Annotated in this window: 11 protein-coding genes; 9 read left to right on the forward strand and 2 right to left on the reverse strand. The window is 69.7% G+C overall.

Features of this window, described 5'->3' with window-relative positions; translation table 11 throughout:
• The first annotated feature begins 235 nt into the window (after positions 1-235).
• From ELQ90_RS12670 to ELQ90_RS12685, 4 genes are read left to right on the forward strand one after another with little or no spacing between them, the layout of a single operon-like run.
• Positions 236-760, forward strand: coding sequence for a gluconokinase (locus ELQ90_RS12670; RefSeq protein WP_243696169.1), 525 nt, complete (start codon positions 236-238; stop codon positions 758-760).
• A 34-nt stretch (positions 761-794) separates the two neighbouring features.
• Positions 795-2,234 carry a GntP family permease gene (locus tag ELQ90_RS12675; protein WP_128495655.1) on the forward strand — a complete coding sequence of 480 codons (1,440 nt, stop codon included), beginning with the start codon at positions 795-797 and terminating at the stop codon, positions 2,232-2,234.
• Between the two features lie 11 nt (positions 2,235-2,245).
• Entirely contained in the window at positions 2,246-3,022 is a 777-nt protein-coding gene (locus ELQ90_RS12680; protein ID WP_128495656.1) for an SDR family oxidoreductase, read from the forward strand.
• Between the two features lie 29 nt (positions 3,023-3,051).
• Positions 3,052-4,140, forward strand: coding sequence for an L-idonate 5-dehydrogenase (locus tag ELQ90_RS12685; protein WP_128495657.1), 1,089 nt, complete (start codon positions 3,052-3,054; stop codon positions 4,138-4,140).
• 28 nt (positions 4,141-4,168) lie between these two features.
• On the opposite strand, the gene ELQ90_RS12690 is transcribed toward ELQ90_RS12685, so the two are convergent.
• On the reverse strand, positions 4,169-4,891 hold the full coding sequence (locus ELQ90_RS12690; protein ID WP_128495658.1) for a FadR/GntR family transcriptional regulator: 723 nt from the start codon (positions 4,889-4,891) through the stop codon (positions 4,169-4,171).
• Between the two features lie 260 nt (positions 4,892-5,151).
• Between ELQ90_RS12690 and ELQ90_RS12695 the strand changes: the two genes are divergently transcribed.
• From ELQ90_RS12695 to mfd, 3 genes are all read left to right on the forward strand, one after another.
• Positions 5,152-5,766, forward strand: coding sequence for a 50S ribosomal protein L25/general stress protein Ctc (locus tag ELQ90_RS12695; protein WP_128495659.1), 615 nt, complete (start codon positions 5,152-5,154; stop codon positions 5,764-5,766).
• Positions 5,767-5,789: 23 nt separating this feature from the next.
• The gene (gene pth, locus ELQ90_RS12700; RefSeq protein ID WP_128495660.1) at positions 5,790-6,374 is read left to right on the forward strand and encodes an aminoacyl-tRNA hydrolase; all 585 of its coding nucleotides are present in this window, start codon (positions 5,790-5,792) and stop codon (positions 6,372-6,374) included.
• A gap of 189 nt (positions 6,375-6,563) precedes the next feature.
• On the forward strand, positions 6,564-10,190 hold the full coding sequence (gene mfd, locus ELQ90_RS12705) for a transcription-repair coupling factor (RefSeq protein ID WP_128495661.1): 3,627 nt from the start codon (positions 6,564-6,566) through the stop codon (positions 10,188-10,190).
• 87 nt (positions 10,191-10,277) lie between these two features.
• Here the strand turns inward: mfd and nhaA are convergent, their stop codons facing one another.
• The gene (gene nhaA / locus ELQ90_RS12710; RefSeq protein WP_128495662.1) at positions 10,278-11,699 is read right to left on the reverse strand and encodes a Na+/H+ antiporter NhaA; all 1,422 of its coding nucleotides are present in this window, start codon (positions 11,697-11,699) and stop codon (positions 10,278-10,280) included.
• 140 nt (positions 11,700-11,839) lie between these two features.
• On the opposite strand from nhaA, the gene ELQ90_RS12715 reads away from it, so the two are divergent.
• Together ELQ90_RS12715 and ELQ90_RS12720 are read left to right on the forward strand one after the other, a co-directional pair.
• On the forward strand, positions 11,840-13,318 hold the full coding sequence (locus tag ELQ90_RS12715; protein ID WP_128495663.1) for an aldehyde dehydrogenase family protein: 1,479 nt from the start codon (positions 11,840-11,842) through the stop codon (positions 13,316-13,318).
• The gene (locus tag ELQ90_RS12720) at positions 13,315-13,992 is read left to right on the forward strand and encodes a MazG nucleotide pyrophosphohydrolase domain-containing protein (protein WP_128495664.1); all 678 of its coding nucleotides are present in this window, start codon (positions 13,315-13,317) and stop codon (positions 13,990-13,992) included. The genes ELQ90_RS12715 and ELQ90_RS12720 overlap by 4 nt, the downstream gene beginning before the upstream one ends.
• Positions 13,993-14,008: the final 16 nt, after the last annotated feature.

A 14,008-nucleotide genomic window follows, 5' to 3' on the forward strand; every position in this document is an offset into this window, starting at 1 on the left:
CCTGTCGATTCAGTTCTCGTGGGCCGACGCTTCGCAGGGCGCGCGCAGGGCCGAGGACAACGATACCGACATCGCCGCGGCATGTCCCGGGCTGTCGGTCGTCGGGGGCAGACGTTACGGTCGTTGGACCGCGCGAGCACGCCGTGATAGCTTCTTCCTTAAATCTGACGTAATGCGCTCCAGCTTGTTATTCGTCGGATGTAAAGATGCGTCCGACGGAACCGATGGAGGAACGATGTCGTCCCACTCCCTACCCCCGATCATCGTCATGGGCGTCTCGGGAAGCGGCAAGTCCACGATGGGCGCCCTGCTCGGCGAGCGCCTCGATCTGCCCTTCATCGACGGCGACGACCTCCACCCCGATGAGAACCGCGAGAAGATGCGCGCCGGTCATCCGCTCGACGACGACGACAGATGGCCGTGGCTGCACCGCATCGGAGAGCTCATCGACGCCGGGCTCGTCGAGGGGCACGCGACGATCGTCGCGTGCTCGGCCCTCCGGAAGAGCTATCGCGACCTCATCCGGCGCCACGCCCCAGAGGCGATCTTCGTGCACCTCCGCGGATCGAGCGAGCTCATCGCGGACCGCATGGGCGCGCGCGATCACGAGTACATGCCCGCGACACTGCTCGGGTCGCAACTCGCCACGCTCGAGCCCCTCGAAGACGACGAGCGCGGCGTCGTCGTCGACGTGACGGCGAGCCCCGACGAGCTCGCCGACCAGATCATCGCGGCGCTGCCCGCCGTGACGACCCCCTGACCCGCACCCGCTCCACTCACTGCGAAGGACACCGATGTCTCCGACCCTGTTCCGAACCGCCACGACGCCGAACGGCGTCGAGTTCGACCTGCTCTGGACGCTGCCGCCCGCTGCGCTCCTTCTGATCGCCGCCGCAGCGATCGCGCTGCTGCTCGTGCTCATCATGCAGTTCCGCATCCACGCGTTCCTCGCTCTCATCATCGTCAGCCTGCTGACGGCGATCGCTTCCGGCATCCCCGTCGGCATGATCGTCACCGTCCTCACGCAGGGCTTCGGTGGAACCCTCGCGACCGTCGCGCTCCTCGTCGGGCTCGGTGCGATGCTCGGGAGGATGCTCGAGCTGAGCGGGGGAGCACAGGTCCTCACGGACGCGCTCATCCGACGGTTCGGTGAGAAGCGCGCGCCGCTCGCCCTGTCGATGGCGTCGCTCATGATGGGCTTCCCGATCTTCTTCGACGCCGGACTCGTCGTGATGCTGCCGATCATCTTCACCATCGCACGTCGCCTCGGCGGCTCGCTGCTCCTCTACGCATTCCCCGCCGCGACGGCGTTCTCCGTCATGCACATCTTCGTTCCGCCGCACCCCGGCCCCGTCGCGGCCTCCGGGCTGCTCGGCGCCAATCCGGGACTCGTGCTCCTCCTCGGACTCGTCGTGGCTCTGCCCACCTGGTACGTCGTCGGTTACCACTTCGGGCGCTTCGTCGGCCGCCGCTACGACATCGCCGTCCCGGAGATCCTCGGGCGGGCCGACTCCTCCGACAACGCCTTCGCCTCGGCGCCGAAGCTCCGCACGATCGTGTTCCTCCTCGTGCTGCCCCTCATCCTCATCTTCCTCAACACGGGCCTCAACTTCGCGGCGACGGCCGGCTGGGTGTCGCTCGACGAGGTGTGGGTGCAAGCGCTCCGTCTTCTCGGCGAGACGCCCGTCGCCCTCCTCATCACGGTCGTCCTCGGCATGTGGCTGCTCGGTTGGGGAGCGCGCAAGGAGCGCACCCTCGTCGAGACCGTGGTCGACGGCGCGCTCGGCCCGGTCTGCTCGATCATCCTCATCACGGGCGCCGGTGGCATGTTCGGTGGCGTCCTGCGCTCGAGCGGTATCGGAACGGCCCTCGCCGAGTCGCTCGACGCGATCGGCCTCCCCGTCATCGTCGCCGGCTTCCTCATCGCCGCGATCGTCCGCATCGCGCAGGGCTCCGCCACGGTCGCCCTGACGACGGCCGCCGCCCTCGTGCAGCCGATCGTCGTCGACTCCACGTCGTTCAACCCGATCGAGGTCGCGGCGATCGTCTTGAGCCTCGCCGCCGGTTCGGTCTTCGCCGGCCACGTCAACGACTCCGGGTTCTGGCTCGTCAGCAAGTTCTTCGGCATGGACACCAAGACGACCCTCAAGACCTGGACGGTCGGTCAGGCCCTCGTCGGCGTGTGCGGCTTCATCCTGTCCCTCGCGATCTTCCTGATCGCCAGCGCGTTCTAGGACGGCTCCCGATGACTCTCGAATCGCTCTTCGGTCTCGACGATCGGGTCGCCCTCGTGACGGGATCGAGCCGCGGCATCGGGCGCGAGCTCGCCGCGGCTCTCGCCGAGGCGGGCGCGACCGTGGTGTTGAACGGACTCGACGCGGACCGGCTGGAGTCCACTCGAGCGGAGTTCGCCGCCCGATTCGGGGAGGACCGTGTCGCGGCAGCGGCGTTCGACGTGACGGATGAGGAGCAGGTGGCGCGTGCCGTCGCAGACCTCGAGGCCCGCGTCGGTCCCATCGCCGTTCTCGTCAACAACGCCGGCATCCAGCACCGCGTGCCGCTCGTCGACGTCGCCCTCGCCGACTGGCAGCGCGTGCTCGACGTGAACCTCACGAGCGCCTTCCTCGTCGGTCGCGAGGTCGCCCGGCGCATGATCGGCCGCGGCACGGGGAAGATCGTCAACATCTGTTCCGTGCAGTCGGATCTCGCGCGTCCGACGATCGGCCCGTACACGGCGGCGAAAGGCGGTCTCCGCAACCTCACGCGCGCCATGACCGCCGAGTGGGCCGCACACGGCATCCAGGTCAACGCCGTCGCCCCCGGCTACATCCACACCGAGATGACGCAGAACCTCGTCGACGACGAGGCGTTCAACTCGTGGATCGTCGGGCGGACCCCCGCAGCACGATGGGGGACACCCGCCGATCTCGCGGGACCCGTCGTGTGGCTGTCGTCGAGGGGATCGGACTTCGTCAACGGGCAGGTCGTCTTCGTCGACGGCGGGATGACGGTCGTCGTCTGACCCCCCGATCCGAACGGAATGAGAACGCCATGACATCGAGCACCCCGTCCCCGACCACCCCGTCCCCGACCACCCCGTCCTCCGCGACGCCCGACTCCACTCTCGCGGTCGTCGCGCACGCGCGCGACGACGTCCGCGTCGAGGAGATCCCGCTGCGCGAGCCCCGCGCCGATGAAGCCGTCGTGCGGATCGCGTTCGGCGGAGTATGCGGCTCCGATCTGCACTATTGGACGCACGGGGCGGCGGGGGAGTCGATCCTCCGTGAGCCGATGATCCTCGGCCACGAGGTCGTGGGCACGGTCGAGCGGGCGGCCGTCGACGGATCGGGCCCCGCTGTCGGCACCCCCGTCACGGTCCATCCGGCGACGGTCGTCGAGACGGGGGAGCGGTACCCGACGGATCGTCCGAACCTCTCGCCCGGCGGAACCTACCTCGGGAGCGCCGCCCGGCTGCCGCACACCGACGGCGCCTTCGCCAGAAGAGCCGTCCTGCCCGCTCGGATGCTGCGTCCTCTCCCGGCCGGGCTCTCCCTCCGGGACGCCGTGGTGGCCGAGCCCGCCGCTGTCGCCTGGCATGCCGTGTCGCGAGCGGGATCGGTGACGGGAAAGCGGGTCGCCGTGATCGGGGCCGGGCCCATCGGAGCCCTCATCGTCGCCGTCGTCAAGCGCGCGGGCGCCTCCGAGATCGTGGCCGTCGACATGGTGCAGGGGCCGCTCGAGCGGGCGGTACGGCTCGGCGCGACGCGCACCGTCCTCGCGACCGACGCCGATGCGATCGCGGCGCTCGACGCCGACGTCGTGTTCGAGTCGTCGGGCAGCCCGCGAGGTCTGATGTCGGCCGTCCGTGCGGCGACCCGCGGGGGCCGCGTCGTCATGGTCGGGCTCCTGCCGAGCGGCGAGCAGCCGGCGCTCCTCTCGCTCGCCATAACGCGCGAGCTCGAACTCGTCGGCTCGTTCCGATTCTCCGGTGAGATCGACGAGGTGATCGAGGCGCTCGCCGACGGTTCGCTGGACGCTGCGGCTGTCGTGACGCACGAGTTCCCCGTCGAGGAGGCCATCGCCGCCTTCACGATGGCCAAGGACTCGGGCGCGAGCGGCAAGGTCGTCATCGCCTTCTGACGACGCCGGTGTCCCTCGCTCCGGGTACTCAGCTCCGTGCGTCGAAAGCGCGCGGCTGTCCTCGCCAGATCGACTCGACCTCGTTCATGGTCCGGTGCATGATCTTCTCCATGGCCGAGCGGGCCGCGTCGGGTCTGCCGCCATGGATCGCGTCCGCGACGTCGACGTGCAGCTGGAGAGCCTCGTCGTGGGGGCGCTCCGGCATGAGGCCCTGTTCCGTCCGCCCGCTCAGGACCTCGGCGACCACTCCCGAGAGACCGGCGAACATCTCATTGCCGCTCGCCCGGAGCACGAGCGCATGGAACTCGGTGTCGAGCAGGAGGAACTCCTCGAGCTTGCCCTCACGGCCGAGGCTGCGCATCCGCGCGGCGAGGGAGAGGAGCTCCGAACCGAGGTCGTCGGGCGCGTGCTGCGCGGCCAGCTCGGCGGCGTAGGGTTCGAGGGCGCTGCGGAGCTCGGTGAGGGAGCGGAACTGCGCACCCCGACCGGCGCCGGCGAGCCGCCATCGGATGACGAGGGGGTCGATGAGGTTCCACGACCCGACCGAACGGACGCGGATGCCCACGCGCCGGACGGATCGGACGAGACCGAGCGATTCGAGCACGCGGAGGACCTCGCGCACGACCGAGCGGGAGACGTCGTAACGCTCGGCGAGCGCCTCCGCGAGCATCGTGGATCCCGCCGCCAGTTCGCCCGACACGATCCGCAGCCCGAGGTCGTCGAGGACGCGGTCGTGGAGGCTGGACATCATGGTCAGACATTACCGTGGCGGTCCCCGCCGGCTCCGATCGAGGGGACGGCCCCTGGTGGGGTAGACTCTCCCACTGAACTTCGGCGAGGGAACCCGTCACCGCCACCGGCGGCAGCGGGAACCGTTATCGACGCGGTGAGTGGGCTTCACGGCTTGTCCTCACGCGCAATGCGTTCGAGTTGATTCTGGCAGTCCCGCACGAACCGACGACCGTCGGCGTGCGACCGAACTGGACCGTGAAGGTCCGCAAGGAGAACATCATGTCCGACGACAACAAGGTCATCGCGGAAGCCCGCGAATCCTTCGGCAAGGGCGCTGCCCGCAAGATCCGCGCTGCCGGCAAGATCCCCGCCGTCATCTACGGCCACGGCACCGACCCGCAGCACGTCACGCTCCCGGGCCACCAGATGCTGCTCATCGTGCGTAAGGCCAACCAGATCATCACGCTCGACATCGCCGGCACCGAGCAGCTCGTGCTCGTGAAGGACGTCCAGCGCGACCCCGTGCTCTCGATCATCGAGCACATCGACCTCGTCGTCGTCCGCAAGGGCGAGAAGGTCACCGTCGACGTGCCCGTGGTGCTCGAGGGCGAGTCCGCTCCCGGCACGATCTCCAACCTCGACGCGAACTCGATCTCGCTCGAGGTCAGCGCCACGGACATCCCGGAGCGCGTCGTCGTCTCCGTCGAGGGCCTCGCGGAGGGCGTGCAGATCTCCGCCGCCGACCTCGAGCTCCCCACGGGCGCGACGCTCCTGAGCGACCCGGAGACCCTCATCGTCGCGATCTCGACGCCGTCCGGCCCCTCGTCCGACGACGAGGCCGCCGACGCCGCATCGGCCGAGGCCGGCGCGGAAGCCGGTGTCGACTCCGAGTAGTCGACCCACCGCAGGAACGCCTCATGGCAGACGTCTGGCTCGTAGCCGGGCTCGGGAATCCCGGGCCCGGCTACGCGGCCAACCGTCACAACGTGGGTCAGATGGTGCTGTCGGAGCTCGCGTCCCGCCTCGGGGCGCGGTTCTCACGGCACAAGACGCCCAACCTCGTGGCCGAGGGGCGCGTCCGCCCTGGGGCGGCGAAGCTCGTGCTCGCCGCTCCGACCACGTACATGAACGAGTCGGGGAGGGCCGTCGCGCCGCTCCTCGACTACTTGTCGATCGCACCGGAGCGGCTCATCGTCGTCCATGACGAGCTCGACATCCCGTTCGACACCGTCCGCATCAAGAACGGCGGAGGGCACGGTGGCCACAACGGTATCCGGGACATCATCAAGGCCACCGACTCGGCGCCGTTCGTGCGCGTGAGGGTCGGCGTCGGCCGTCCCCCCGGGCGCCAGGACGCCGCCGATTTCGTCCTCAAGGACTTCTCCTCGACGGAGAAGCAGTCGCTGCCCTCGCTCATCGCGGACGCGGCCGACGCTGTCGAGGCGATCGTCGAGGACGGCCTCGTCGCGGCGCAGCAGCGCTTCCACTCGCCGGCCCCGTAACCGCGCGTCGGTTTCACCGTGCGTGAGGCTTCGACGACGTGCCCATCTCCGTTGGGTCGGCGCATCTCGGTGGTGTTCGGCCGGTTCGACCCCTGATCTAAGACAACCGAGCGGTTTCCACTGGTCACCGTTCCCCACGATCTCGCGCAACCCGGACGGGCTGTCGGCGGTGCCGCGTAGACTTGTGCGGTGACTCTTCAGGGCCTGATTCCCGCGCTCGCGCGCGCCTCCAGCTTCCAGAAGGCTCTCGGCTACGCCGGTCGTGACGCCGACTTCTCGGCGACCGACGGCCTCCGCGCTCCTCTCCTCGCCAGCCTCGTCGAGGCACGCCGCCAACGCGGCGAGTCGGCGGCGCTCTTCGCGATCACGCCAACCGGGCGCGAGGCCGAGGCCTTGCGGGCGGCGCTCGCGAGTCTGCTCCCGCAGGCCGAGATCATCGAGTTCCCCGCGTGGGAGACCCTCCCGCACGAGCGGCTCAGCCCCAGCGCGGAGATCGTCGGCAAGCGCATCCACGCGCTTCGTCGCATGCGAACGTGGAATGGCGTCGATCCGCTCATCGTCACGGCGTCCGTGCGTGCCGCGCTCCAGCCGATCGCCGACAATCTCACCGAGATCGAGCCCGTCGTGCTGCGTGCCGGAGCCCGGGGCGAAGACCTCGGCGAGATCACGCGGCGGCTCGTCGAACTCGCCTACGTCCGCGTCGACATGGTGTCGCGTCGCGGTGAGTTCGCGGTCCGCGGCGGTATCCTCGACGTCTTCCCTCCCGTCGCCTCCCACCCCGTACGCGTCGAGTTCTTCGGCGACGAGGTCGAGACGGTCCGCGCTTTCAGCGTCGCCGACCAGCGGTCCCTGCCGGACGCGATCCATGAGGTCGAGCTGCCCCCGAGCCGCGAGCTGCTCCTCAGCGAGGGCGTGCGGAAGCGCGCGTCCGAGATGGTCCACGAGTTCCCCAGCCTGTCCTCGATCCTCGAGAAGGTCGCGAACGGCATCCCCGTCGAGGGGATGGAGTCGCTCGCCCCCGCGCTCGTCGACAGCCTCGTGCCCGTGACGCACTACGTACCGACGGGTGCCGCCGTCGCCGTCGTGGCCCCCGAGCGCGTCGCCTCACGATCGATCAGCCTCTCCGAGACGAACCGCGAGTTCCTCGCCGCCGCATGGAGCGCCGCGACCGCGGGAGCCGAGGCTCCCATCGACCTCGAGAGCGGTGAGTTCCTCTCGCTCAACACGCTCAAGGATTCACGCGAGAAGAAGGGTGTCCGCGAGCCCTGGTGGACGATCAGCTCGTTCCAGATGGGCCCGGCGGACGCTCCCGTCGACGCGAACGGCGAACCTGTGCCGATCGACATCGACGAGATGCTCACCGTGCGCGTCGACGCCGACCCCGTCCCGAGCTTCTCCGGCAACGTCGAGGGCGCCGTCGGTCACGTCGCCGCGTTGCTCGCCGACGGCTGGTCGGTCGTCGTGGCCGCTCAAGGAGCGGGGCTCGTCGAGCGCGCGCGCGACGTGCTCTCCGAACGCGGTCTGGCCGCGCGCATGGTCGACGTCCTCCCGGAGGACGCCGAGCCGGGTGTCGCGCACCTCGTGCAGGCGAGCGCCGAGAACGGCTTCCAGCTCCCCGAGATCAAGCTCGCCGTCATCGGCGAGTCGGAGTTCTACGGACGCACGGCAGGGTACGACTCGCGCGCCGTGAAGCGGCTCGCGTCGCGCCGCAAGAACGTCGTCGACCCGCTCCAGCTCCAGGCCGGCGATTTCGTCGTGCACCAGACGCACGGCATCGGCAAGTTCATCGAACTGAGCCAGCGCGAGGTCTCGTCCGGAGGCCGCAATCCCACGAAGACGATGCGCGAGTACCTCGTTCTCGAGTACGCGCCGTCGAAGCGCGGCTACCCCGGCGACCGGCTTCTCGTGCCGACGGATCAGCTCGACCTCCTCACACGCTACGTCGGAGGGGAGGCCCCGCAGCTCTCGAAGATGGGCGGCAGCGACTGGGCGCAAGCGAAGGGCAAGGCCCGCAAGGCCGTCCGCGACATCGCCGTCGAGCTCGTCAAGCTCTACTCCGCGCGCATGGCCTCCCGCGGGCACGCCTTCGGTCCGGACACTCCGTGGCAGCGCGAGCTCGAGGAGGCGTTCCCGTTCGCGGAGACGCCCGATCAGCTCACGACGATCGATGAGGTCAAGCGCGACATGGAGAGCCCGATCCCGATGGACCGGCTCCTGTCCGGCGACGTCGGGTTCGGAAAGACCGAGGTGGCGGTGCGCGCCGCATTCAAGGCCGTGCAGGACGGCAAGCAGGTCGCGATCCTCGTTCCCACGACGCTCCTCGTGAAGCAGCACTTCGAGACGTTCCAGGAGCGCTTCGCCGGGTTCCCCGTGCACTTGCGTGCCCTCAGCCGGTTCCAGACCGACAAGGAGGCGCGCGAGGTCATCGACGGGCTCGAGCGCGGCACGGTGGACGTCATCATCGGCACGCACCGCATCCTCACGGACAGGATCCGCTTCAAGGACCTCGGCCTCGTCATCATCGACGAGGAGCAGCGGTTCGGCGTCGAGCACAAGGACGCACTCAAGAAGCTCAAGACCAACGTGGACCTGCTGGCGATGAGCGCGACGCCCATCCCGCGAACGCTCGAGATGGCCGTCACGGGCATCCGTGAGATGTCCACGCTCGCGACGCCGCCCGAGGAGCGTCACCCGGTCCTGAGCTTCGTCGGCCCGCGCAGCGACAAGCAGATCGCCGCGGCGATCCGGCGCGAGCTCCTCCGCGAGGGCCAGGTCTTCTTCGTGCACAACAGGGTCTCGAGCATCAACCGGATCGCGTCGCAGATCGCGGAGCTCGTGCCCGAGGCACGCATCGCCGTCGCCCACGGTCAGCTCTCGGAGCACGTCCTCGAACAGGTCGTCGTCGACTTCTGGGAACGACGTTTCGACGTGCTCGTCTGCACGACGATCATCGAGACGGGACTCGACATCCAGAACGCGAACACGATCATCATCGATCGCGCGGACAAGTACGGGTTGAGCCAGCTCCACCAGTTGCGCGGTCGCGTCGGTCGAGGCCGTGAGCGCGCCTACGCGTACTTCCTCTACGACGAGACGAAGCCGCTCTCGGAGACCGCGAACGACCGGCTCTCGACGATCGCGGCCAACAACGAGCTCGGAAGCGGAATGCAGGTCGCGCTCAAGGACCTCGAGATCCGCGGAGCGGGAAATCTGCTCGGCGGCGAGCAGGCCGGTCACATCGCGGGTGTCGGCTTCGACCTCTACCTCCGTATGATCGGCGAGGCCGTCTCGACCTTCCGCGGCGACGTCGCGGAGGGCCAGACCGAGCTGCGGCTCGAGCTGCCCGTCGACGCCCACATCCCCGAGGACTACATCGACAGCGAGCGACTTCGCCTCGAGGCCTACCAGAAGCTCTCCGTCGCGAGCGCGCCGACGGCCTCTCCCGACCAGATCGACCTCGTCATCGAGGAGCTCACGGACCGCTACGGCGAGCCGCCCGCCGCCGTCGCGACCCTCGTCGAGGTCGCACGACTGCGCCAGCGTGCGCAACGGTCGGGCCTCGGCGAGCTCGTCGCGATGGGGAGCAACCTGCGAGCGGCACCCGTCGACCTGCCGGACTCCCTCCAGGCGAGGCTCCGGCGGATGTACCCGCAGGGCAAGTTCATGAAGCAGACGAACGCGCTCGTCGTGCCCATGCCGCGCGTCGACGGCGAGCCGCTCGCGGATCACGAGCTCATCGCGTGGGTCCGCCAGTTCCTCGACGCGATGGTGCCGGTGCCGAAGGACGCGCCGGCGCCGGCGGAACGGTCCGCCTGATGCGCGGGACGCTCGCCTGACCCATCGAGCGTCCCGCAACCTCAGCCTGCGCCAGTCGCGCCGTTGATACCAGTCGCGCCGTTGATATCAGTCGCGCCGTTGGTACACATCGGGGATGCCGTCGGCGTCCGCGTCCTCAGCCTCCTCGGCCGCGATCTTCGCGTAGTGCCGATTGCGGAATCCGAGCACGACGCTCGCGAGGGCGGCGGCGATGAGCGACGCGAGCAGGATGCCGACCTTCGCGTGATCGTCGTGGGGGCTGCCCTCGCCGAACGTGAGTCCCGCGACGAGGAGTGACACCGTGAATCCGATCCCGCCGAGCAGCGAGATCCCGATGAGGTCGATCCACCGGACCGCCGCGTCGAGGCTCGCTCTCGTGAGGGTCGTCACGAGCCAGGTCGTCCCGGCGATACCGATGACCTTCCCGAGCACGAGACCCGCGACCACGCCGATCGTGACCGTGTCCGTGAGAGCCGCGCCCAGCTCATCCCCGACGACGGTGACGCCCGCGGCGAAGAACGCGAAGATCGGGACGGCGACCCCTGCCGAGAGCGGCCGGATGTGATGCTCGAAGATCTCGGCCAGGCCGGGACCGGCGTCGGGCCCACCCGCCGCCGCACTCCGGAGGACAGGAACCGTGAAGGCGAGCGCGACGCCCGCGATCGTCGCATGCACTCCCGAGGCGTGCACGAGCGCCCACGCGACGAAGGCGATGGGCACGAGGACGACCCAGCCGGTCCACTTCCGTCCGCCGAAGAATCGACGGAAGCGCTGCACGAGGAAGCCGAAGAGCGCGATCGGGACGACGGCGAGTCCGAGGGCGACGAGGTCGATGTCGTTCGTGAAGACGACCGCGATGATGCCGATGGCGATGAAGTCGTCGACGACCGCGAGGGTCAGGAGGAAGATCCGCAGGGCCGAGGGCAGCTTCGAGCCGATGATCGCGAGCACCGCGACGGCGAACGCGATGTCGGTCGCCGTCGGGATCGCCCAACCCCGGACCGTCTCCGGGTCCGATGCGTTGATGAGCGCGTAGATCACAGCGGGCACGATGACACCGCCGAATGCCGCGAGCACGGGGACGACGGCCGTCTTCGGGTCCTTCAGGTCTCCCGCGATGAATTCGCGCTTGAGCTCGAGGCCCACGATGAAGAAGAAGATGGCGAGCAGGCCGTCAGAGGCCCAATGGCCGATGCTCAATTCGAGGTGCCAGGGCTCGTAGCCGATGGTGAAGTCGCGCACGGCGTAGTAGGCGGCGGATGCTGGCGAGTTCGCCCACACGAGTGCCGCGACGGCGGCGACGAGGAGGAGGGCCCCTCCGACGCTCTCTTTGCGGAGGATCTCGTTGATCCGGAGCGCCTCGCCGTAGCTTCCGCGCCCGAAGACGCGGCTCTTGGCCGGGGGAGCCGGTTCGAGCGGCGGGGTACGGGGGGAGGGGGATCCGTCGGCGTCGGGAGCCGGGCGACCGGCTTCGTCCGAACCGGGCGTGGGAGGAGGGGTGTCGGTCATGACCGTCCTTCGTGTGGGCGTGATCGTTCTTCTCCGCTGCGGTACGCAGCGTGCCGACCAGACTTCCCGGCTCTCCGTCCTCCAGTCTACCGGGGCTGTCGGCATATCCTGAGCCCAAGCGATACGGACGGAGATCTGCTGTGACACCCACTGATGGAGGACCTGCGCCGACGGATCCAGCGGGTGGGTCGAGCGCGAGGTCGACGAGCGGGACCGATGCGGCCAGACTGGTGGCCTTCCTCCGTGCGACCTTCGGCTCCGGAACGACCAAACCGCTCGCGTGGCGGCGCGCCCAGTTGCGCGCCCTCCGCCGCTTACTGATCGAGGGCGGACCAGACCTCGAGGCGGCGCTCGTGAGCGACCTCGGGAAGTCGCCGGCCGAGGCCCAGGTCTCCGAGATCGGCGTCGTGATGGCCGAGATCGATCATGCTCTCCGGCACCTCCGCCGCTGGGCGCGATCCGTGCCCGTCGTCGTGCCCTACGCGGTCGCGCCCGCCACGGCGCGCGTCGTGCCGGAGCCCCTCGGGGTGGTCCTCGTGATCGCGCCGTGGAACTACCCCGTCCAGCTCCTCCTCGGTCCGCTCGTCGGTGCGCTCGCCTCGGGCAACGCCGTGGTCCTGAAACCGAGCGAGGTCGCGCCCGCGACGAGCGCGGTGCTCGCGCGACTCGTGCCGGAGCACCTCGACTCCCGAGCGGTCGCCGTCGCCGAGGGTGCGGCCGACGCCACGACGGCGCTGCTCGAGCAGCGTTTCGACCACATCTTCTTCACGGGAGGCGCCCGAGTGGCCCGCATCGTCGCTCGCGCGGCCGCCGAGCACCTGACCCCGACGACGCTCGAGCTCGGCGGGAAGTCGCCCGTGTGGATCGACGACACGGTCGACGTCGACGCTGCGGCACGCCGACTCGCGTGGGGGAAGTTCATGAACGCGGGCCAGACGTGCGTCGCGCCCGACTACGTCCTCGCGACACCGGCCGTGGCCGCGCGGCTGACCGCGGCCCTCGGCCGCGCAATCACCGCCTTCTACGGGGATGACCCTGGGGCGAGTGCCGACTACGGCCGCATCGTCGCCGATCAGCACGTCGCGAGGCTCGCGGCGCTCCTCGAGGGCGAACAACCCGCGATCGGAGGCTCCGTCGACAGGGCCGCCCGCTACATCGCGCCGACCGTCGTGGACGGCGCCCGGCTCGATTCGGCGCTCATGGCGGACGAGATCTTCGGCCCCATCCTGCCGATCGTGCACGTCGCGGGCCTCGATGAGGCGATTCGTGTCATCCGGTCCCGCGAGAAGCCCCTCGCGCTCTACGTCTTCACTGCGATGCGTTCCGTGGAACGGCGGCTGCTGCGCGAGACGTCGTCGGGGGCGGTGGGTGTCGGTGTGCCCTCGGCCCATCTGCTCGTACCGGGTCTGCCGTTCGGCGGAGTCGGCGCGAGCGGCTCCGGTGCGTACCACGGCAAGCGGTCGTTCGACACGTTCACGCACGAGAAGGCGGTGCTGAGGAAGCCCCTCGCCCCGGACACCTTCGCGCTCGTGTATCCGCCCTTCACCCCCCGGCGGGAGTCGGTCATCCGACGTGTCATCGCCCGTACGGGCGCGCGACGGGGGGAGCGTCGCCCATGACGGACCTTCCCGAACTGGCGCGACTCGTCGCGGCGATGGAGGACGTGCTCGATCGCTGCGTGTGGAGCCGGACCATGACGCACGAGTCGCTCCTGACCTACCTCGTCGAGGAGAGCTACGAGCTCGTGGACGCGGTCGAGTCCGGCGAGCCCGATCACATCCGCGAGGAGCTCGCCGACGTCCTCCTGCAGGTCGTCTTCCACTCGGCCATCGCCGCGCGGACGCCGTCGGAGGGCTTCGGCGTCGAGCAGGTCGCGGCGGAGGCGGCGGACAAGATGATCCGGCGGCACCCGCACGTGTTCGCGGGGGTCGACGCTCCGACGGTCGAGGACGTGCTGCGGGTGTGGAGCGCCGCCAAGGCGGAGGAGAAGGCCGCTCGCGAGAGCATCATGGACGGTCTCCCGTCGGCGCTCCCCGCCCTCGCCCTGGCGGCGAAGACCATCGGACGCATCGAGCGCTCGGCGCTCGGCGTCGAGGTCCCCCCGCCCGTCGTCGAGGTGCCGGGGGACGAGGAGGCGCTCGGTCGGCTCCTCCTCGGGATCACCGCCGCGGCCGCGCGTTCCGGACTCGATCCCGAGCGTGCGCTCCGTCGCGCGACGGTGGAGATGCAGGAGACAGTCAGAGCGGCGGAACGCTCACGAGGAGACCGGGACGGCGAACCGGCCGACGGCTGACGGCGATCCGATTGCT

Source organism: Labedella phragmitis, from assembly GCF_004078635.1.
In the GTDB taxonomy this organism is placed as follows: Bacteria; Actinomycetota; Actinomycetes; order Actinomycetales; family Microbacteriaceae; genus Labedella; species Labedella phragmitis.

Bases quoted from the DNA above. Each gene is read 5' to 3' on its own strand.
- ELQ90_RS12670 (WP_243696169.1), top strand. From the start codon at position 236: ATGTCGTCCCACTCCCTACCCCCGATCATCGTCATGGGCGTCTCGGGA.
- ELQ90_RS12675 (WP_128495655.1), top strand. From the start codon at position 795: ATGTCTCCGACCCTGTTCCGAACCGCCACGACGCCGAACGGCGTCGAG.
- ELQ90_RS12680 (WP_128495656.1), top strand. From the start codon at position 2,246: ATGACTCTCGAATCGCTCTTCGGTCTCGACGATCGGGTCGCCCTCGTG.
- ELQ90_RS12685 (WP_128495657.1), top strand. From the start codon at position 3,052: ATGACATCGAGCACCCCGTCCCCGACCACCCCGTCCCCGACCACCCCG.
- ELQ90_RS12690 (WP_128495658.1), bottom strand. From the start codon at position 4,891: ATGATGTCCAGCCTCCACGACCGCGTCCTCGACGACCTCGGGCTGCGG.
- ELQ90_RS12695 (WP_128495659.1), top strand. From the start codon at position 5,152: ATGTCCGACGACAACAAGGTCATCGCGGAAGCCCGCGAATCCTTCGGC.
- pth (WP_128495660.1), top strand. From the start codon at position 5,790: ATGGCAGACGTCTGGCTCGTAGCCGGGCTCGGGAATCCCGGGCCCGGC.
- nhaA (WP_128495662.1), bottom strand. From the start codon at position 11,699: ATGACCGACACCCCTCCTCCCACGCCCGGTTCGGACGAAGCCGGTCGC.
- ELQ90_RS12720 (WP_128495664.1), top strand. From the start codon at position 13,315: ATGACGGACCTTCCCGAACTGGCGCGACTCGTCGCGGCGATGGAGGAC.